At 73.1% G+C, this 22239-nt stretch carries 1 protein-coding gene (only partly in view); it reads left to right on the plus strand.

The window, feature by feature from the left end:
* Positions 1-22239, plus strand: the start of a protein-coding gene (locus ACFWBB_RS09505; protein WP_385268849.1) for a glycosyltransferase. 23919 nt of this gene lie beyond the right edge of the window; only the first 22239 of its 46158 coding nucleotides appear in the window; its start codon is at positions 1-3; its stop codon lies beyond the right edge, outside the window.

Consider the following 22239-nt stretch of genomic DNA (forward strand, 5'->3'; position numbering starts at 1 on the left):
GTGAGCGCCCCGCAGGACCGGACGGCGTCCGGGACCGGCCAGGGCGGTCAGCCGACGCGCGCCGGACGGCCGGAGGACGCGGGCCGGCCGACGAACGCCAGTCAGGCCGACCACACCGGGGCGCCCGCAGACCGGGCACCGGTGCGGGAGTCCGCGGGCACGCCGGAGCGGCCGGCCCCGCATGCCGCGGACGGGCCGCACGCACGGGCCGGCGACGCCGATGCCGACGGTGGTGTACCGCCGCAGGACCCGCCGCCGGGACCCGGCGGGCACGACGGGACGCTCGCCCCGGCGCCTGCCGGGACCGGGCGGCACGAGCCGTACGTGTTCCGCGGTGACGACCCGGCGCTCGCGGAGCGGTGGCGTACCGAACAGGACGAGGTGGTGAGCGTCCACCGAGGCTGGTTCGAGGTGGAGCAGGAGGCCCACCGCCGGCTGGAGGCGGCCTTCGCCGCGCACCTGGACAACCCGAACACCGTGCACGGCAGGCCCGACCTCGACGGCGAAGCCGGCGGCCTGCCGCCGGCCGACGACCCGCAGCGGGCGGCGGCCGAGCGGGCACGGGCGGAGCAGACGCGCGAGAACTGGCGACAGGACGTCAAGGCCCGGTTCGACGAACGGTGGCGGGCCGCCTTCGACGAGCACCAGCGGGATGAGATCACCCGGTACGAGTTCACCGACCGGTTCGACAGGTTGGCCGCCGGGCTGTCGGACGAGTTCGAGGTGTCGGCGGCCGCGCACAACGCGCGGCGCGCGGCGAACGAGACGTTCGACAGCATGTCGGACAGGGGGCAGTCGGCGCTGTCGCAGGCCGATCTGGAACGCGTCCGCGAGCGCTTCGGCGCGGAGGCCGCCGGCGAAGTCCACCGCGTCGCCGAACGGATGTGGCACGACGGAGAGCGCGTCGAGGGGTTCGAATGGTCGCAACTGCACCGGGACTTCGACGGCGGCATGCGGGAGCTCGCGCGAGGTCTGCGGACCCGGCTGGAACTGGAAGCCGTGGCCGTGGACACCTTCGCGCGGCTGGGCGTCGAGGCAGGGGTCGATCCGCGGGCCCCGTGGGTGGATCAGACGCGCTCGGACTTCCGTACCGAGTTCGAGGACAGCACCCGCACGCTCCCCGGCGCCGACGGGCAGCTCACCCGCCGGGTGGGTTACGACCATTGGCTGGAGCAGCGGCACACCCTGGAGCCCCGGCTGAACGAGTTGGCCGGGCGCTGGGAGGCGCGACTGCGGGCGCGGGCCGCCGAGGAGGAGTTGCGGGCGCAGACCGTACGGGAGATCGCGGCCCGCCGTGACGAGTGGGAGCGGTCCACGCAACGGGATCCGGTGGAGGCCGCCGTCCTCGACAGCGAGGTGCTGGCCGGCGACCACCACGCTGACCTGATGGCGGAGGGCGAGAGGTTCCTGGCCGGCCGGCAGCCGCGGGAGCTGACCCGCGAGGAGTGGGACGCGTACGCGGCCCGGCTGCGCGAGACGCAGGACAGACTGGTCACCGAGCTGCCGGTGCGCTTCGAGTACCAGGCGGGCCTGGACCGCGCGCTGGTGGAGGCCGATCTGCGGTTCGAACGGCTGGGCGTCAACGGTCCCGGCGCTCAGCGCGCCCATGAGGGACTGCGGGAGGATGTGACCCGGGTCTTCCGCGAGCTGGCGGGGCGTGGCGAGGACGGCGCATGGCCGCAGGAGCGGGTCGCGGCCGGCGAGGACCGGTTCTTCCGCGAGTACCTGCCGTCGGCCGAGCGGTCGCTGCCGGACCGGCTGGAGTTCGAGTACGGCATGGACCGCGCGCTACGCGACGGCGGTGTCCGGTTCCACGAACTGACCGCACGTAGAAGCGAGTTGACCGAGCAGGCCGAGCGGCGTTTCGCGGTCGACGAGGAGACCTTCGACCGGCTGGCCGGCGACTTCCGGGACGACTGGGCCGGGCGGTTCCACAGAATCTACGGCCCGTCCGGTCACGAACCGCGCCGACTGGACCTGCAGGAGCACGGCGACGCCTTCGGCAGCACGGTGCGGGAGGAGTGGGACGCGCTCCGTGACGAGGTGCAGGTGCCGATCGACGCGGCGGTGCGGGAGCGTGCCCGCGCGGAAGGCGTCGCGTGGCGGCAGCAGGTGGCGGCCAACTTCCAGGACCTGCTGGGCAAGGGCGCGGTGCTGGACGAGCTGGCCCGCCGGACGGAGGTCCCGCCCGGCGAGGTCCGTTCGGCCCGGGTGCTCGCCGAGTACCAGGAGAACCTGTCGGACCTGAGATCGTGGTTCTCCCGCGAGTGGGACGCCGCCACCCGTACGCCCTCCGCCGAGGGGGAGAGCGGGGCCCGCGCCGCCCTGGCCGACGAGGCACGGCAGCGCTGGCAGGCGCTGAGCGAGCGGACCAGGGCGCAGGACGAGGCGTTCCTGGCCTGGCAGCGCGACCCGGCGTGGACGCTGGACCTGCGGCGGCTGGAGATCACCCGTACGCCGTTGGAGGAGCGCGCCCCCGGCGACGGCACCCTCCGTGAGCCGGTGGTCAGGACCGTTCAGGGACCCGAGCAGGTCCAGGCCCAGCTGCTGGTGGCCCGGGAGGAGCAGACCGCCCCGGCGGAGCCCGCGGCCACCACCGCACCGGCACGGGCCGCTGACACCGGCGCCGGGTCCGCCGCGCGGCCGGTCGAGGCGCTGGGCGGGCTGCGCCGGACCGTGGAGGCCCGGGACCGGGCGTACCGGGAGTTCGAGGCGCGGCTGGCCGAATTCCCGGAACTGGGCTCCCCGGAGGCGGTACGGCAGGTCGCCTCGGTCCGGGAGGCGTTCGCCGACACCTGGTCGGCGGACCGCACCGCCGACGCGCCGGCCGCCTTCACCCCCGCCCGCACCCGGGCGGTCCAGGACCTGACCGCGCGACTGGCGGCCGCCCGGGACACCCTGGCGGTACGGGACCGGGCGCGGGAGACCTTCGACCAGCAGGTCGCCCCGGTGGTCGCCGCGGTGCACGACCGCACCGCCTTCGGCGGCTCGGAGCGGGCGGCCCGGCTCGCCGAGGACTTCCAGCGGGCGGTGGCGGGGCAGACGACGGCGGCGTCGGCGGCCGTGGTCGAGGAGTTCCGGCAGCGGTACGCCGAGGCGCACACCGCCTGGGCCGCCGACCGGGAGGCCCGTGCGGCGTTCGACGCCGCGCTGCGGGCCACCGGCCCCGACGGGCGCGCCGACCTCACCGAGGGCCGGGCGCAGTGGAGCGACCCGGTGCGCCGCTGGTACACGCGGCAGCTCGTCACCCTGCGGCAGCAGTACGCCGCCGAGCGCGCCGAGGCGATGGCCGCGCCGGACGCCGCCGAGCGGCTGCGACAGCTGGCCGACGGTGTGCGTCAGGCCGCGCGGTACCAGCAGCGGCGGGCGGAGACGGCGGTCGCGGAGAACCGTCGGTTCGCCGAGCACACCGCCCGCTACGCGGCCGACCCGGCCTGGGACAGCGAGCTGGCCGCCTGGTACGAGCAGCGGCGCAGGGAGACCGCGGAACCGCTGGCCCAGCAACTCGACCTGCACGGCCCGCAGGCCCGCGCCCGGGTCGAGGCGCGGTTCGACGCGCAGATCACCGCGCTGCGTGAGGTGGCGGAGGCCCGGCACCAGGGGTACCAGGACTTCGCGCGGCTGCTCGACGGCCGCGCCGAGGACACGGTCACGCTCTCCCACGCGGCGACGGCTGACTGGGTCCGGCGCCATATCGCCGAGGTACGGGACGCGTATGTCCAGGACCGACAGGGCACCGGCGCCGACGGGGAGGCCGTCGCCGCGCCCGCGCACACCGACCGGGGTGACTGGCGGGCCCCGGCATGGCGGACCGCGCAGGAGGAACTGCACCGCCGCTACGCCGACCTGCTCGAACAGGCCCCTACCCAGGCCGCGCGGAACCGGCACGACGAGATGTCGTCCGCGGACGAGGACGCTTTCGACGCCGCGTTCCAGGAGTGGTCGCGCGACGAGGCGCGCGGGCTGTCCGACGACCGGCTCGCCGCCGTACGGGATCGGGTTCGCGAGGTCCACGGCCGGATCACCGACGTGGTGGCGCCCGGTCGGCGGGAGGTGCTGGACGGGCTGCGGGACGCCTTCGCGGTGGAGGCGGCCCGTGAGGTGGGTCTCGCGCGCGGCGCCCAGGCCTTCGAGCGGGCCTTCCAGTCCTGGAGCAGCCGACTGGGCGGTGACGGTACGCAGGTGCCGTTCGAGCTGTCCGGCGACCTGGCCGACACGGTGGCCGACACGGTGCGCGAGCAGACGGCCGCCGGGTTCGTCGACCGTTGGGACTCGGCGCTGCGCGCCACCTTCGCCACGGGCACGGATGTCCGCGCCGGGATCAACAGTGCGCTGCGGCGGGCGGCGGGGATGCTGTCCGCCCTGGTCGGTGGGTTGGCCGAGGAGTTCGACCGGCAGGCGGTGCGCGCCGACCGGATCGCCCGGCTGGACGAGGAGTTCGACCGGGCCGCGGCGGGGTTCCAGGCCCGGCTCGACGCGTCCGGCCGCGCCTTGCCGACCGCGTCCGGTGTGCCGGACACTGAGGACGCCGTGGTGTCCGCGGTGTCCGAGGCAGGCCTGGACCGGGTACGGCGCGACGCCCAGCAGGCGCTGGTCAAGGAACTCGACGAGGTCTTCAGAGCCTCCGACGCCACGGCCGGGCTGCCGCTGGAGACCTTGGCAGCCCGTTTCGACGACCTCGTGGCGCACCTGCCTGCCCGACTGGCCCAGCAGGCGGCCCGCGAAGCGGCGATCCTGCGCTCGCAGCAGGACGTCGCGGACGCCGTGGACTCGTGGGCCGGCGCCGGGCCGCAGGTGGGCCAGGCGTTCCTGGACCGCTTCCCGGTGGCCTTCGACCAGGTCCGCCCGATGCTGTGGCGCACTCTGGACATCTCGGTGGCGACCGCCGTCAACGAGCGGTTCGAGCAGGTCTTCGGGCCCGACGCCCCGGTGGGGGCCGGAGCGGGTCGGCAGGCGCAAGAGCGCTGGAACACCGCTTCCCGGGAGCTGACCGACCGGGAGCGGCTGCACACCTGGCTGACCGTGCGGCACGCCCGGGACACCGTACTGACCGCCTCCGCACGGGTCTTCGACGAGCAGCTCACCGCGTGGCGTGCCGCCAACAGCGAGGAGACGCTGTCCGAAGCCGACGCCGCCCGCGCTCGCGCCGGCCTGGACGAGCGGCTGCTGTCGGCCTTCGACGCGCTGTTCACCACTCGCCCGATCGTGCGGGAGGAGCTGGCCGGCGCGCTGCGCCGGTGGGACGCCCACCTCGCCGAGCAGGCCCGCGCGCTGCCCGCGCACTTCGCCTTCGAATCCGGGGTGAGCGCGGCGCTGCACGGTGCGGCGGACGCGTTCGAGACACTGCGCGACGGTCATGACCTCGACCTGGACCAACTGGCGCAGCTCGCCGAGGACTTCCGCGCCGACTTCCTCACCGCCTATGAGCTGCTGTGGGCCCCGCAGGCCCTGTCCACGTCATGGTCTGCCCACGAGGCGACGTACACCGACGCCTTCACCACCGGCCTGGCGGCCGCGCGCACCGGTGAAGCCAGTGACGCCGGTGATCCGGCCGACCATGGCACCGGCAAGCAGCCGTTCCCCGCGGACGAGGATGCGCGGGAGGAACAGGAAGCCGAGACGTGGCGGTCGCAGTTGCCCGCCGGGGACTCGCGGGTCCGCCGCATGCTGGACGAGCTCCGGCCGCTGCGCCACGACGAGCGGACGGAACTGTTCGCGGAAGCGGGCGGTCTGCTCCGGCTGCCGCCGGCGCCCATCGGGGTGGGGCCCGGTCCGGACCGGCAGCGCGAACTGCGCCGTGCCGCGCTGGTCGAGGTCGCGCACGTGCTGCACACAGACCCCGGCGCCGCCGCCGTGACGGCCGGGCGGCTGGCCCGTCAGCTGGGTGCCGGTCCCGCGTCCCGGACGGTGCCGGGTGGCGCTCCGACACGCCCGGCGCCGCGGCATCCGGCGCCGGACACCTCGCCGATCGCCGGACCGTCCAGGGTGACGCCGAACCCGGTGCCGGCTCCTGCGCACGTCGTGGCGCGGGAACAGGTGGTTGGGCTGGAGACCCGGCTGATGCGGGAACTGGGCCCTGACACACTCCGAGCGCGCCTGCAACAGGCGAGAGAGATACTGCGACCGGCGCCGGTGATCGGGAAGCGGGTGGCGGAGCAGCGCCTGCGCTTGGCCCAGGAACTGGCCCTGTACCGCATAGCCGACGTGTTCCACCGGACCGGCAGCCGCACGGAAGCCATGCGGCTGGCTGACGAGCTGGCCATCGCGACCCCCGGGATCAGGTCCGCCAACCCGACCCTGCCCGGCGGCGCGCTTCACCGCACGCGGCTGCTGACCTCCGTGGCTCGGCTGAGCCCGTCAGCCGAGGCACTCCAGCGCGACCTCGGACGGGAATTCGACTTCGGGCGCGGCTCCGGGATGGGCGGCGACCGGACCGCCGCCGCGATATCCAGGATTCTCGGGCCGGACATCTTCGGCCAGCGTCAAGCGCCTCCGCCGCCCGGTTTCCTGCGCGGATACGACTTCGCCGAGCTGGAGTCCGCCCAGCGTGCGGCGTTCTTCGCCGCGGTGGACATGACTCGTCCGGCCCCCCACGCGGACGAACTGCTGTCGCCCAACCTGCCGAAGAACCCCGCCACAGTGGTCGAGTCGGTCACGCGGTCCATGAGCCGCGCCTCGATGCGCTGGCTGCGGAAGCCGACGAGGATCGCGAAACTCGTCCACACGATCTGGCTCGGCGGGCCGTTGCGGGACGAGGGGCCCACGGCCGACTTCCGGCGGAACATCGCTGCGGCCGCGGCCGGCCAACCCGACTTCGACGTCATCCTGTGGACCGACGTCCCACGGGTCGAGTTCGACGCCGCGCGGACCGCTTCCGGCGCGACGGCCCGCGACGGCCGGTCGGCCGAGGTCCGCGGCATGCTCCACTGGGCCCGGAACAAACGGATCAGGCTGGTCAACGTCGACGAGATCTTCTCCGCGACATCGCCCATGGCGCTCGAGGGCATCTACAAGGCGGAGGAGTCCAGGCAACTGGCGTCGGCGTACGCCGCGGCGAGCGATGTGCTGCGCATCGAGATCCTGGCACGGTTCGGCGGTGTGTACACGGATGGCGACAACGTCGTCTCCGGGGACCTGGCCGGCGAGGTCCGACGGGTCGTCGACTCCGAGCACGGGTTCGGCGCCGCCCGGAGCGGGAGCCGAGTGTCGAACGCGGTCCTGATCGCACCAGCACGGCACGCCTGGATCGGCCCCTACCAGGACGTGATCCGCGGCAACTACAGCCGCACCCCGGCCGAGAACCTGGAACGCGCGATGCGGCTCCAGAACGAGGACGCAGTCGAGGACGACCGGTCCGCGCAACGCCCGCTCGCCCCCGACGTCCTGAGCCACACGTCCATGACAATGCGGGACGAGGTGCTGCATCGAACCGGTCCCAGCTCCAACGTGTGGCGGCCGTTGGCCCGCCGAATCGGGCAGTCGGACGGGCTGGACGGACTCGTCACCCTCTCGCGCGAGGTCTTCGCGTTGGAATCCGCCCAGACCTGGCTGCCGCCGAGGAACGCCGGCGCTCCGCAGGACGGCCCTGCCGTCGTGCCGCCTTACGACGCGGCGGAGGCCGCCCGGGTCGCCCGGGGCCTGGTGGTCACCCTGGTCCAGGGGATGCACCGGCAGCCGGGCAACCTGAACCTCGCTCTGGTAGCACCTGTCGTCAACAGACAGCCCCGCCCCGATGTGCTGTGGGACGCGGTCGTGGGATTCCTGGCCAGCCGCCCCGAGCTGCGGGCTCTGGCTCGGTCCGTCACGCTCGACATGCTCGGCGGAAGCCCGCTCCGACCGGTCGACTCGGTACGGCTTCCGCAGTGGTCCGTTCGCCTGGTGCAGATCCTCTCGGAGGCGCCGAGGGAGGGGTTGGGCAACTACGTGCAGCCGGCCCGACTCCGGATCCCGGGAGAGAACGGGGATCGGGATCCTGCGGACGCCGTCGCAGGCGAGTCGGCCCTGCCGTCCTCCGCACGTGGTCACGAGCTGCTTGAAGGATTGCGGCTTCCCGGCACCCGGTTGCACCGGCTGCTGGAAAGTGCGAGCGGGTATCTCCCGTCGCCCACGGTGATCGGTCGAGACCCTCACGAGGAGTCGCTCCGGGAGACGTACCGCGGGAACCTGTTCGAGGTCGCCTATGTCCTGCACACGCGAGGTGAGGAGGCAGCCCGCCGGGTGGCCCGGGATCTGGCCGGTACCGGAGGGTCGGGCCCGGCGCGCGCGTCGCTGCCCGGCAGTGCGCCTCGCGATGTTCCGGACACGACGCCGGGGGCCGGCCCGAGCACCCAACGTGGCCCCTCCGCCGCCATTACGGCAGATGTGTCTCCGGTCGTCCCTGTCGGTGACGCGCGGGCGGAACTGCTGGACCGGACGTTCCTGGAAGAGCGCGGCCCGGAGGCTTCGCCGAGCCTGGACGCCGTCTTGAGCCAGGGCTTCCGCCGCGCCGGATTCGGCCTCGTGGCGGACGCATCGCGGCCGGAGCTGGAGCAGCAAGGTCAACTGGAGCAGCAAGGTCAGCAGGAGCAGGAGCAGGAGCAGGAGCAGGAGCAGGAGCAGGAGCCGGAGCAGGAGCAGGAGCAGGAGCAGGAGCCAGATGAGCGCCGGCAGCAGGAGCGGTCGGAGCCGCGGTCCGAGCAGACGCAACCCCAGCCGGAGGTACAGCAGGCTCAAGCGGAGGTACAGCAGGCTCGGCCCGGGCCCGAGTCGGAGCCGGAGCAGCCGCAGACACGGCCCGACGAGCAGAGGCACCCGCTGGAGGAGGAGCGGCGGCAGCCCGAGCCGGACTCCGAGACCGAGCCGGAGGAGCAGCGTGTCCTTGTTCCGGCGGCCGAGGTGCCCGACGAGGTCAGCAGCCATGTCCGGGAGTTCGGGTCGGAGTTCGACGGGTCGCGGGGCCTGGTCCGCGTCGCGCCGTTGCCCGACGGGGCAGTCCGCTGGTTGCGGGATCACGTGGCCGGGCTGCTGGAAGGGGGAACCGGTGAGGACGGGGGGCTTCGGCGGCAGATCGGGGACAGGCTGACCGGACCGTATCTGGTCAACGAGTGGGAGAGTGTCCGCAGCGAGAGCGGTCTGCGCCTGGAGGTGGTCCACCAGGGCGTTTCGCGAACGGTCTGGGCGCGTCTGCGGCTTCGCGACGCCCGGCCCTCGCCGGCGCTGCTGGAGGGGCTCGCCGAGGGCGTGCCGAACAGGGTGCAGACCTGGGGCGCGGGCTACTCGGAGGTGGGAAACTCGGCCGGCTCGGCCGACCTGCGGTCCTTCCAGGTGAACTACGGCCACGTGTGGCAGGTGTCGCAGACCGGCCCGGTACGGCAGTTGGGCCTGCAGCCGCAGCTGAATCTGGTGCGCAACCAGCACACGACGTCAGTCACGGTGGCGGGCGGTGTGCAGACCCTGTCGATGGTGACCACGCTGGGTGGTGTCCTGCCGTTCGACTACGAGATGCTCTGGCAGGTGCGGACGGACTCCGCGCAGCCCCACGACAGCTGGTCGGTCGAGCAGGCTAGCGAGGGCCGGCTGGCCGTCTGGTTCCCGCAGCACCTGGCGAAGCCGGACGCGATGGCGGCCGCGACGCATGAGGTGTCGCAGGACGTTACGCAGGACGGTCCGGCCGGGGGCGGCACGATGGTGCGGGCGGGTGCCGGCCAGGAGCCGGCGCCGCTGCGGACGGCGGTGCACGACATACCGCTGTTCGCGGTGGAGACGGTGCCGCATCCCGACCGGATCCTTCGTGACGTGGAGGACACTTTCGGGCCCTACCTGGGCCGGGCGTCGGGGGCTTCGCTGGCGGATCTGCGGCGGTTCTTCGGCGCCCGCAATCTGCGTGACGCGCTGCCGCTGATGCTGGGCGGGTGGCACGCTTCGCCGGTGCTGCTGGCCGACGACGGCTCGGTGCTGGGCTTCCTCCGGGTCCACGCCCTCCTCGCGGACCAAGGTGAGATCACCGGGCCGGCGGTTCCCGAGGCGAGTGTGGACCACATGGTCGTGCGAACGGTGCGGGCTGCCGGTCAGTCGACGGTCACCAACGCGGCGGGGATGGACCTCAGCTTCTCGGTCGCCTTCTCCGCGCCGCAGGACGCGGGTGTGCCCGACCCGGTGGGCGGCATGGTGTCGCCGTCGGTGGGAGCGCGGTACCAGACGGCTTACGCGCTGGGCTCGGGAGGTGAGGTCACCAGGTCGCAGACGCTGGAGGCGGACGGTCCGCTGTTCCCGGTGCGGGCGGAGGTCGCTTTCCACATCCAGCTGGTTCGCCCCAAGGACGGCCCGGTGGATGTGAACCCGCCGGCCGGCCGGTCCGAGGGCCGGGGTGAAGGTGGGGGTGAGGGGCACCGCCGGGCGACGTATCCGGTGGTGTTCCGGGTGCCGTCCCGGGCCACGCTGGAGGGCACCGCACCCGCCTCCGGCCCGCGCTATCTGCCGCGCGAGGTGCATGAACTGAGGTCGCTGGGCGTCACGGCGACGGCGCTGCGGGTCGACGGCGGGGAACGGCTGTTCAAGATGGTGGAGCAGTGGTTGCGGGAGCGTGGGTTCCTGCCGCCGGTGGCCGGCAGTGGCGGCTGGGTGAGTGAGGCCACTCGTGCCCGGTGGCTGGTCAATGCGCGGGCGCTGGACCAGGCACGTTCCGCCGACGGTCTGCGGGCGGCGGTGGACGAGCTGGTCGATGGCGGTTACATGGTGTGGTTCGAACTGCCCACGGCGGTGGACACCCAGCGGGTGGCCGTTCGTGTGTCGGCGGAGCGGCGGGGGGAGGAGCCGGTCGCCGCGCACCGCACGCTGGCCGGGGTGCGGACGAACAACTGGTCCGGGTTCACCCGTCCTGGCCTGGAGCAGCGCACGGTGACTCCTTTGGCTTGGTCGGTGGGTGGATCGGCGCAGCTGAGCAATCCCCTTGAGCGTCACGGTGACCTGCCGTTGCAGGGGCTGGCAGCGGAGTACGGCTACAGCGGTCAGGTTTCCACGACCACCGCCACCGGCTCGTTGGTGGGGCAGGAGAAGTACGCGGTGAGCCCGGCCGGTGACGGACTCGAGGTCTTCAAGGTCCCGGTGCGTCTGCGGCTCGAGGTTCGGTGGAGCCACGGACCGGATCCGCAGCCGGTTGTCACCGACGGCGATGTCACCCTGGCACTGCCGAGGTACCGCACGGTGACCGAGCCTGAGCCGCCGCGGGCGGGTGTGAACGGTGATGGGCGCGCCGGTGCTGTCGACGTGACGGAGGTGCCCGCGGCTGATGTGGCGCGGCTGTTCGGGGTGGACGGCGAGCGGGCGGTGCGGTTGCCTGAGACCGCTTTCGTGGACCGGGTCGAAGGCGGTGACGCGCTGGTGCAGGCGGTGAGCCGGCTGCTGGGCGCGCCACGGGCCGCAGCGCCCGCCGAGGTACCGCTCGACCTGTCGGCGGCGCGGTCCGCCGAGCCGGACCGGGCGCGGCGGGCGCAGGAGGCCGAGTCGCTGTGGCCCTCGCACGGCGCAGCGGGGCCGCTGGGCAGGGTGGTGCAGGCGGCCGGCGGTGCTTGGCGGTGGACCGCGAGTTCGGCGGTGGGCGGTTCGCTGACCCACGAGGCGAGCATGGCGCAGCAAGTCCTGCGCTCGGCCCTGTCCTGGCACCAGTTGACGTCCAACGCCCTGGCGATCTTCGGTGACGGCTTCGTCGTGGAGGGGGTGGGCAGCTTCGGGCTGGTCTCGGGGACGGACGTCTCCGTCGACATCAGGGGCTTGCTGACCGATGTCCAACTGCTTGATCCGCCGGAACCGATGGATCTGGAGACGTGGCTGTACACGGCCGACAACTCCTCGGTGACCCGGTCGGTGACCGCCGGGCAGCAGCAGGGCATGACCGTGAGCGGCGCCTACGGGCCGCGGGTCGGCTTCTTCCCGAGCGGTCGCTACGCGCACGCGTCGAGCACCACGAGGGGGACGACCACGGCCGACAACGCCCTCAACGCCCGGGTCACCGTGGACAGCAATGCCCAGATGCTCCGGTTTTCCGCGACGGTGACCTACTGGCTGACGGTCAGCGAGGGCCGGCGCAATGTGGTGCTCGGCACCGTGGCCGCCGGCCCCGTGAAACGGACGTTCAGGATCCGGGTGCCCGGTGGCGTGGAGGTCCTGCTGCCCCGCGAGGAACTGGCGAAGCATCCGCAGCTGGCAGCCATCGTCGGCCAGAGGCAGCCGTCGTCCCCCTCCGGCTCCGCCACCGCCGTCGGCTCGGGCTCCGCAGCCCCCACCGACTTCGCGGCTCCCGCCCCGGCCGAAGCGGCGACCTTCGCCCTGCCGGAGTGGTACCGGCGCAGCGGCCAGATAGGGCACGGGGCCGTCACCGAAGTGCTGCTGTCCTCCGCCCGGCGCGGAGCGTTCCGGGACGACATTCTGCGCGTCGTCGAGCAGGCGGCTCCCGGGGTCACCGTGCCCGGGCATGCCACGTACCTGCCCGGTGTCGCCACCTCGATCGCCGACCTCAGCTCATCGGCGGGCCTGCGAGCGCTGGTCGGGAAGGGACGCGACGGCCGGGCGCTCATCCTCTTCGTGTACCGCGGCTGGCTCGGCCCGCAGCTGGTGAAGGTGGTGCTTACGGCCCGCCCGAGGCCGGGCGAGGACCTGAACCGGATCCGTGGCCGTGCCACAGCGGACAGCGCGCAGCTGAGCAACTCCTTCGGCCATGGCACCGGACGCGACGGGGACCTGCCCCTGCCCGGTGTCATCGCGCAGAGCGTCTCGCACACCCGCGGACACGAACTGAACGCCATGCCCGTGGTGCAGTTCCGCAACCAGCGGGTGCAGGCGACCGCGGGGCTGGCGACGGATCGGGTACGGGGCACCTCGGAGACCGCCGCCCGCGAGACGCGGGCGTGGCAGCGCTCCGGTGAGCTCGCGGAGTTCGAGGTCCCGTACGAGTACACCGTCACCGTGAGCCTGACCTCGCTCGGCAGCGCGGCTGTCACCCGTCCGACGGGCGGGCTGTGGGGCGGCGGCCGAGCCGCTCGTGAGTTCCACGCGTCCGCCGACGCGCGCGTGACCATGCGTTTCGACCGTTCGGACCTGCAGGCCGAGCCGGTTGACGTGCCGCTCCCGCTGGCACCCGCCGTCCACACCACCGACCCCGCTTCGCGGACCGCCGGACCCGAGGGCTCGGTCGTGGTGGACCTGGATGGCATACCCCCGTCGGTGCGCGAGGTCATGGCGGCCGGCGACTGGGTGCCGTCGCTGCCGTTCGCCATGTACGCGTTCGACGCCGCCGGGCAACTGGCGCAAGCCCTGCGGGAGGTCGAACCCGCGCTCGCCGGCGTGGACCGGATGCACACCTCGATGTCGTACGAGGGCTTGCTGATCCGTCTCGCCAGGCTGGTGGGTTCGGGCGGCGGCAGGCTGCTGGATGCCGCCGCGGTGGGCCGCTTCATGGGCACGGCGGGGATCAGCGAGGCCACGTCCGTGCGGCTGAGGTTGTATCCGCTGGACATCCTCGCCGGCGGCAGCAACGCCATGGACGACGTCCGGGTGGATCTCGACGCGTCCGCCGTGAACGCGGGCATGACGGTCACCCCGGTGCTCAGTTCACGGGTGACCACGCCGCTGACCTCTGATCAGTTCAACCGTCTGCGCGTGACGCTTCCGCTCGCTCAGAACCGCGCGGCGCAGGGCCAGAGCGCGGGCACCAACGCCTACGGGCGCGACTACCTCAAGTTCGGGGTGCCAGGCCCCGCCGACGCGGCCGGCGGAGCGCGCGGACACCAGATCCGCGCACTCACCGTGCTGCACGTCAGTGGCCCCGCCGGTTCCCGCTGGGTGGTGGGCACGGCGGTGCTGCGCGCCATGGAGATCCCGCCCGCCCTCGCCGGGAGGTGGGCGGTCGGCGTGAACGGTGCGCGCCCCGAGCAGGACGTGGAGCGGACCGACGGGACAGCGGCCCTGGAAACGTCAGCGGACGCGGCGCGCCACGAGACCCCCGAAGAGCCGGACAACGCTGCCGAGGAGCGCCTGGGCGAGTCGTCCCCGGCACAGGAGCGGGCGCGGGCGCTGCGGGAGGGACTGGGGCTCTCCCAGGACGAAATGGGCGCGTTGCTCGTCGAGGCGGCCGCATATCTTCGGCCGCCCCTGGAGTTGGGGCGGGAGCCGGAGCAGCAGGCTCGGCGGGAGGCGCGGCACCTTGCCTTGGTCCGGACCGCCGAGGAACTGCACAGGAACGGCCCCGACGCGGCCGGGCAGCTCGCGGACCGGCTGGCCGCCGAGGACCCGGACCTGCGCTCGGCGACCCCGGGGCTGCCAGGTGGCGTCCGGCGCAAGGGCAAGGGGCAGGCCCACTCCGGCCTGGCGCAGGACTCCGGCCTGGCGCAGGACTCCGGCCAGGCGCAGGCCCAGGCCCAGGCCCAGGCACACGCTCAGCCCGAGGGCGCGGGCGCCGCTTCGACGGGTGAGTCCTCCACGGCCGGCAGTGGAGCCGTAACCACCGCGCCACCGCAGCCGGCGCCGCTCACCGCGGCGGCCCGGGCGCAGCTGGAGGGCGTGGTGCGGGGCGCGCCCGTCCCGCCTGTGATGAAGACATGGCTCAGGGAACAACTCGTCAGCCTGGCCCGGGCGTCCGGATGGTACGAGGGGTGGCCGGTCCGGCCACTGGCCCAGCTGCTGGTCGGCGACACACGATGGAGCGACGGGGAGAACCGCGCGGCCGTGACCAGGCTGCTGCAGCAGGACGCCGCTCACCTGGTGGAGCTGGCGGAACGGAACCGCGACCTGTCCTCGGTGCTCTTCTCGCACGAGGACATGCCCGAGATCCTCGCCACCTCGCCGGTCCTGCTGAGCCGCCTTCAGGGCATGCGCGCGCAAGAGCCGCAGAGCTTCAGGCAGTACGTCGAGCATCCCGAGTACCTGGGCGCCCTGGTGGCGAAGTCCTCGGCGGGCAGGCGGGAACTGGTCGAGGCGGTCGAGAGCCAGGAGCCGTGGTCCGACCACCTCTTGGACTATCCCGCGCTGCCCTTCCGGCTTCGCTCGCAGACCGACCTGATCCGTGCCGTCCTGTCCGCCACGGATTTCGCGACCGCCGAGGTCGTCGAAGCGGTGCCGGAATTCGGCGACGCGCTGCGCAGGAGCGACCGTCCGCTGCGACTGCTCGAGTTCCTCACGCACGAGTGGGCGCTGCTCGCCGCGCTTTCCCACGCCGCCTCCGGAGATTCGCCGCATTCCGCGATCGACCACCGCGGACTGCTCGGCAACCAAGCGCTGCGCAGGGCCCTTCGGACCCACGCGGATCAGGTGTACGCGGTCGTCTCGGTGCCCGGTCTGCTGGACCTGGCGATGAACGACACTTCGGTGCTCGACATCCTGGCGGGCAGCCCGAAACTCATCGACCTGCTGCCCGACATCCCCGGCTTCGGCGCCCGGATCGCGCGGTCGAAGGAACTGCTTGCCGCGGCGGCGGGGAACCCCGCTGTGGCCGACGTGCTCTCGTACCGTCCGAGCAGCTTCGACGACGTCCCTGACGACCTCCTCGTAAGCGCGTTGCGTGCGGCAGGGCCCCCCGCCCCGCCCGCGCCGCCGATCGCGACGAGCGGTTCGCAGCTGGACAGGGTCCTGGCCGCCAACCCGGCCCTGGGCGCCGCCGTCCTGACCGATCCCGCCCTCGCGACGACCTTGGCGGCGCAGGAGGGCCTGCTCACGGTCCTGGAGCGTTTTCCCCTGCTGTCGGAGCCGCACGAATACCGCCGGTTCCTCCAGCCGGCGAACGCCGCGCTGCGCCGGCTGCTGAGCGACGAGGACACCCTGCTGCGGGCCCCCGGCCTGCTCAGGGCCGCACTGCGCCAACCGCGGCTGCGGGACGAGCTCGTGTCGGCAAGAGGCTCATCCCAGGCCCTGCGGCGTGTCGCACGGTCCCTCGAAGCGCACCCGGAGCTGAGGGGGCCGCTCAGCACGAATCCGTCCGTGGCGCGGGTTGTGGCGAGGGCCGAGAACTTCAGCTTCGTCGCGCACTCGGTGTTGCCGCTGCTTCCTCGCATGGGCACCGACGAGCGTCTTGTCTCCCTCCACTCTGTCGATGGAGTCATCGCTCTGTTCGAGCGGTTCAAGGAGCCCAGGCAGGTGGCGGATCGTCTGCTGGAGAACGACGCGGCCCTGATGTGGCTCCTCATCAGGAACCCGGGTGCGCTGCCCGCCCTCCGCGGACCCTCCGAGCTGGAGAACCTGCGGAGTCATCCGGGAGTGGTGCGTGAGCTGGCCGCGCGGCCCGCCATGCCGGTGTCCACCAAACACTGGGGTCGGCTGTTCGCCGACGGGCCGTTGCTGGCGGCGCTGGAGCACCCCGGCAACGCCAGGGCACTGAACCTGCTGCTGTCCGCGCCGGAAGCGTTCGCCGAGGCCGTCGCGCGCTCCGGCTTCGCCCGGGCGCTGGGCGACGAGGGATTCGCCGAGGCGATCTCCCGGGTGGCGGAAGCCAAGGAAGCGGCGGAGAAGAACAAGAAGAAAAAGAGCCGGGCCTGGGCCACCGAGTTGCTGGCAGTGGTCAGGGGCCTCGGTGTTCCCGAAGTCTCCCCTGAAGGAATCGAGTTCGGGGGTGACGATCTCTGGCTGGCGGGCCTCTTCGGTGTGTCGCAGAAGGAGGCCGAGGAACGACTCGTGGAATGGTCGCGGGAGAGCGCGTCGAACGACCTCGACCGTGCCCTCTTCATCAACCGGGCGGTGCGGGAGGACCCTCGCCTCTTCGAGATCGCCCGGAAGCGGGAAGCCTTCGCCGCCGCCTTCTTCAAGATCGAAGAACTGCTGGAGACGTTGAGGGACAGGCCCGCGCTGACAGGGCTCTTGGCCGACCCCTCCCACAACGTCCTGCCGCTTCTTCACGCCGAAGCTCGGCTGGCCAGGGCACTGCGCACCAACGACTACCTCTACCGGTTGTTCCTCAAGGCCTCGATCGCACTCACCGCGCTGGTCAACGATCCGCAACTCACCGGGTTCTACGTCGACAACCCCGAACTGGCCCGGTTGATGCTGGACCGGCCCTGGATCGCCGCGGACCTGAGCGCGGACGGCCACCACCTGCTCTTCATGCAGAGCCGGCACGCCGCGCGCGTCCTCGCTGACGGCGGTCCGATCGGGGAACTGCTGCGCACCGAGAGGGAGCTGCGCGCCGAGCTGACGGATCTGGTGTGGGAGGTGGAGGGCGAAGCGACGATAGCGGCGGCGGTGAGCGGCCTGCCGCTGCTGCGGGCGCTGGCGAAGCGGCCGGAGGGGGTCGATGTGCTGCGGGACGTGCCGGGGCTGGCCGACGCGCTCGCCGAGCACCCCGGGCTGTTCGCCGACGCCTCGGCCTATGTGCGGCTGCTGAGCGCCGAGCCGTTGATGGACGCGTTCCGTGCCCATCCCGAGCAGGTAGGGGTGGTAGTGGGGTCCGCCGACCTGGTGGAGACCGCGTTGCGGAGCCCGGGTGTGGTGGCGGCTCTCGCGGTGGATGACGGGCTGGCGCGGCTGCTGGCGCGCCGCCCGGTGGTGCACCGTCTGCTGCGTGAGCAGCCCGGGTTGGTGGCGGGTCTGGCCGGCGGATCGAGCTCGTTGCGGATGGCGTTGGGGGCGGTACGCGGTCTTGCCGAGGTGATGGTCGCTGATGCGGGGATCGGGCGGGATCTGCTGGGGGCGCCGTCGTTGGTGCGGGCGTTGCTGCGTAGTCATGCTCTGGTCGATCACGTGCCTCATGCCCCGTTGTGGCGGGCGGCGCGGGCTGAGAGGGTGCTGGCGGATGCCCTGACGCCGCAGGTGGTGCGGAGGTTGGGCGGCCGTGAGGCGTTGCTCGGGCATTTCGCGGACGGAACCGGATCTTTGGAGGACGTGGATGTCCTGGATCTGCGGCGTCTGCTGTTCAACACCGGTCTGACGCGTTTCCTGGACGAGCATGTGTGGTTCGCCGAGCGGTTCTTCGCGACGCCGGCCTGGTACGGGCAGGCGCTTCGGGCGGCCGACTTCGCCGCCGATCTGCGGTTGCTGGCACAGGACACGGACCGTTTCCGGGAACTGGCGGGGGATGATTCCGGCGAGCGGTTGCTGGAGGCTGTGACCCGGGGCGCCGGTCCGGTGCGGGACGTGGTGGCGGTGACGCCGGGCCCGCTGCCGGAGGACGCCGGCCTCGCTGCGCTCTCCGGTGAAGCCGGGGATGTGGGTGAACGGGTGTCGGAGCGTGCGGCGGCGTCGGGGTGGGCGGAAGCGCTGGTCTCGGCGCCCGAGGTGGCGGAGTTGTTGCTGGGACCGGCGGGTGCGCTGCTCGCGCCAGAGGTGGGCAGGCACGCGGAGCTGCTGCCGCTGCTGCTGGGCGCGCCGACGGTGGTGGAGGACCTGACGCGTGATCCCGCTCTCTGGCGCGAGTTCGTGTTCGGCGAGTTCGTGGCCTGCGGTGAGGCCGGCCTGGAGAGCTTTGAGGGCGATTTCCATGGCTATCTGGATCGTAGGGGCGTGGTCCTGGAGGGGAGCTTCCACGGCCGGGTCGCTGCCGCGGCGCGTGTGGTGTGGACGCGGGCGCGTGCGGAGCGGGATGCGGGGCGGGAGCGGGAGGCCGCCGAGGTCGCGGAGCGGCTGGCGGCGTTCCGGCCGCATCTTCGCGACACCTGGGTGCTCAGTGGGCGGCTTGTGTATGCGAGCCATGTGCGTGCGGACCGACTGTCGCCGGAGCGGTTGAAGGTGCTGCGGGACGTGGCGTCGGGGCTGGTCTCGCCCCGGGAGGGCGAGGCGAGGGCCCACCAGGCGCTGCACGTGCACGTGGACGGTGGCAGCGGCGGGGTGTCGTTCGTGTACGTGCTCGGTGCCGACGGCCGGGTGGACGCGCTGGTGTACGCGCTGAGTACGGCGCGGAGCGGCAACAGGTACCAGTGGGACGGGCACGGTGGGCGTTATGTGTCGGGTCCGTTGGAGATCGACGCGGTACGTAACCATCCGGCCCTGGTCGCCTCGACGGCCCTTGTGCGGGCGGCGGCGGAGCGGGCGGCGGTGGACGCGGCCCGGGAATCCGAGGCCACCAAGGGCAAGACCAAGACCAAGACCAAGACCAAGGGCAGGGACAAGGACAAGGACAAGGACAGGGGCGGGACGACTACGGCGCGACCGGCCGGGCCGGCGGGCGCGCACGTGTCGCCGGTGGCGGTCGACCGGGACGTGGCGCAGCTGGCCGACGTGCTGTCGGCGTATCACACGGCCCTGCGCGACCAGAGCGCGGCACGGTTGAAGCGTGACAAGAACCAGCCTCGCGCGCTGTCGAAGGCCCAGCAGGCCGTACAGGCGGCTCGGCAGAAGCTGCGGGTACTGGGCCTGGACCCCGAAAAGCGAGCCACCGACGTCGCCCCGCGACTGCCGGACGGCTGGACGGACTCCGCCGCCGCGACGCGCGCATCGGCTGACGTCACGGCCGAGCAAGCCGTCGTACTGCCGGTCGGCCAGTTCCGGCCCGGCTCCGTCCTGGGGCGTGGCGAGGTGCGTACCGAGCGGTGGCTGCCGTTCGGAGGCCGTTCGGGCCAGGAGGCGCGAGAAGCCGAGGCGTTCGTATTCACGCTGGGCGCAGACGGCGACCGGCCGACCGTGCGCCGGCCTGCCCACTCCGGTGAACGCACAGAAGTCGGGTACGACTGGACCTGGTATCGCACGGACTTCACGGATGCCGACGTCCTGCGGCTGACGCGGCGGGTCCATCTGGTGCCCGAGGGGGTGACACCCGAGGAACTGGACGGTCTGCGCAGGTCTCTGGCCGGGGCGCTGGACCAGATCGTCAACCTTGCGGCATACCGGCTTCCCGAGCCGCAGCCCGATCAGGTCACCGGCCCGGTAGCGGCCGGTCCCCGGCTTCAGGTCTCGGTGGAGTTCGTCGACGATCCGCGGTCCGCGCACAGTGTCGTCACCGTGCGGCGCGGGCTGCCGGAGGCCGGGTCGGCGATGGACCAGGGAGTGTGGTTCACCGGAGCGCATCCCGCCGCCTTCGTGCACGAGTTCGTCCACGGCCTGGGCGTCCGTGACGACGGGTCCGACCCGCGTGTCATGCTCACCCCAAGAGACCGCGCCGGTCAGACCGTGCCCGAGGGCCGGTCGAGCCTGATGGGTACCGTCACGGGAGGTGTCTCCGCGCCCCGGCTCGTGCTCACACCGGACCATCTCCAGCAGATCGCCGATGTCCTCGCCCCTCATCTGCACCGGCGGACGAGCCCCGCGCACCTGCCCCCGCCACCGGTGTCGGATGTGCCCCTCCCCGCGGACGTGGCCCCGGCGGTGGACTACGCCATGGTCCATCCTGACGACCGTGCACCGGCCGTGGAAAGCGACCCCGGCGAAACCCTGTGGCGCTTCTCGTCGCTTCCGCCGGAGGAGGTGTTCAGCGTCGGCGCGCAGGCCGTCGTACGGGTCTACGACCGTTCGGAAAACCGGACAGGGATCTGGGACGCCCACGAACAGCAGGTCGTCGGGACATCCGGGGAGGTCGACGCGCCGGTCATCGCGCCGGTGTTCGGTGGGTCGACGGTCATCGGCACCGACCCGGATATCAACGTTGCCCCCCAACTGCCGGACGGCTGGGTCGGCTTCGCCACCGGGACACCCGAACCGTCGGACGCCGGGAGCGACTCGGCGCGGCTGGACCGGGAGGTGCTGGGGCCGCGCCCGCGCCCGCCCTACAGCCTGGCCGACGTGCTCGCGGGGGCGCGGACGCCGGAGGAGGCCCGGGACCGGGCGGACGCGGACCGGGCGGACGCGGACCGGGTGTTCGCCCCTCCGAAGTACGCCGTCGCCCAGGACTACCGGCAGGGCGTGGGGGAGGAGACCTTCGGGTTCGCCGACGTCCGGCTGCCGGCCGCGATCCGTGACGGTGTGCTCGAGCTGCTTCCCGAGGAACTGCGGGCGGAAACCGGGCGCGGCCTGGACGACTACCTCGCCGGCGCCGACCTCGGCAGCGAGCTGCTGGAGGCGGTCGCCGACCGGCTCACCGTGGTGCTCCGCCCGGCGGGCGGCCCGGTCGCGGTCACCGTGCGACTCCGTTTCGGCGACTGGACGCAGCTCACCGATCCGCGCGGTGAGCCGGTCGCCGACCCGGCCGCGTACGGCGACCCCGCCGTGCGGCGGGGCGTTCGGCAAGGCCGCACTCGCCGGGCCCTGGACTGGCAGGAGACGACGTCGGCCAACCGGTCGGTCGACCATGGCTTCTCCGGCGTCGCCGCACTGCCGTACGCCCACGCGCTCGCCCACGTGCCGCCGCTGGCCCACGTCGGCGCCGCGGTGAGCTCGCTGCTCGCCGGGTTCGCCAAGAGCTCCGGCTCCAGGGCGTCCTCGACGCTCGGCACCACCCGCATCATCGAGGCGACCTCGCCCGCGCCCAGGGCCGTGCGCATCGGGTTCGACGTGGGCCTGCACCTGGAGGTCCGGACGCCGGGCAGGCCCGCGCTCCATGCGCGGCGGGTCGTGGAGCGGGCGCTGACGGGCAGCTACCACCGGCGGGACGTACGCCACCTGCCGCGACCGGCCGGACTGCGACACGCGACCTCGCGGCTGTGGGCGGACCTGTCCGGCGAGACCGGGGCCGGCACCGCCGGGCTGCGAGCCGCGCTCGGGGCAGCCGGTGACAGCCACGGCCCGGCGGCGGACAGCCTACCCGGGTGGAACCCGGCGGGCCCGGCGGCGCGGCCGGCTGTCGTCGGCGAGCCGGTGACCCTCCCGGGAACCTCCTGGCTCGACTCGGTCACCGGCGCCGAGGACTACCGGGCGGCGGTCCTCGCCGCGGTGGACCCGTCGCTGGCCGACCCCGCGTCGCCGTCCTACGAGACACTGGACGCCTTCGCCGGGGTGCGAACCCTGATGGCCGGGCTGCACCAGGCGGCCGCAGGCGGGTACTACTCGGAGCGGGTGTTCGACTCGGCCGGGCGACCCGACGCGGTGCGGGTGCACGCGTCGTTCCACAACCCCCGGGTCGTCCACGACCTCGAGGAGCTGTCCCGGGTGGACGCCGAGGATGTTCACATCGGCGAAGTGGGCGCGCCGTCCACCCAGTCGGACGCCGGCAGCACCGGGGTCACCGGTGCTCTCGCGCTCGCCGCGGGCGCCCTCGGCTGGCCGTTTCCGGTGCCCTCGCTCACCTACCGGCGGTCCGTCCAGTACACCCGGCCGGGCCAGCAGGCCGGCAGTGTGGAACTGCGCAAGCTGAAGTACACCGACGAGCCCACCACCGTCGTGGAGTTCGACGTCCAGGTGGAGACCCGCGGCCTCGGC

Origin of the sequence: Streptomyces sp. NPDC060000 (genome assembly GCF_042737375.1) — a bacterium.
GTDB lineage: Bacteria > Actinomycetota > Actinomycetes > Streptomycetales > Streptomycetaceae > Streptomyces.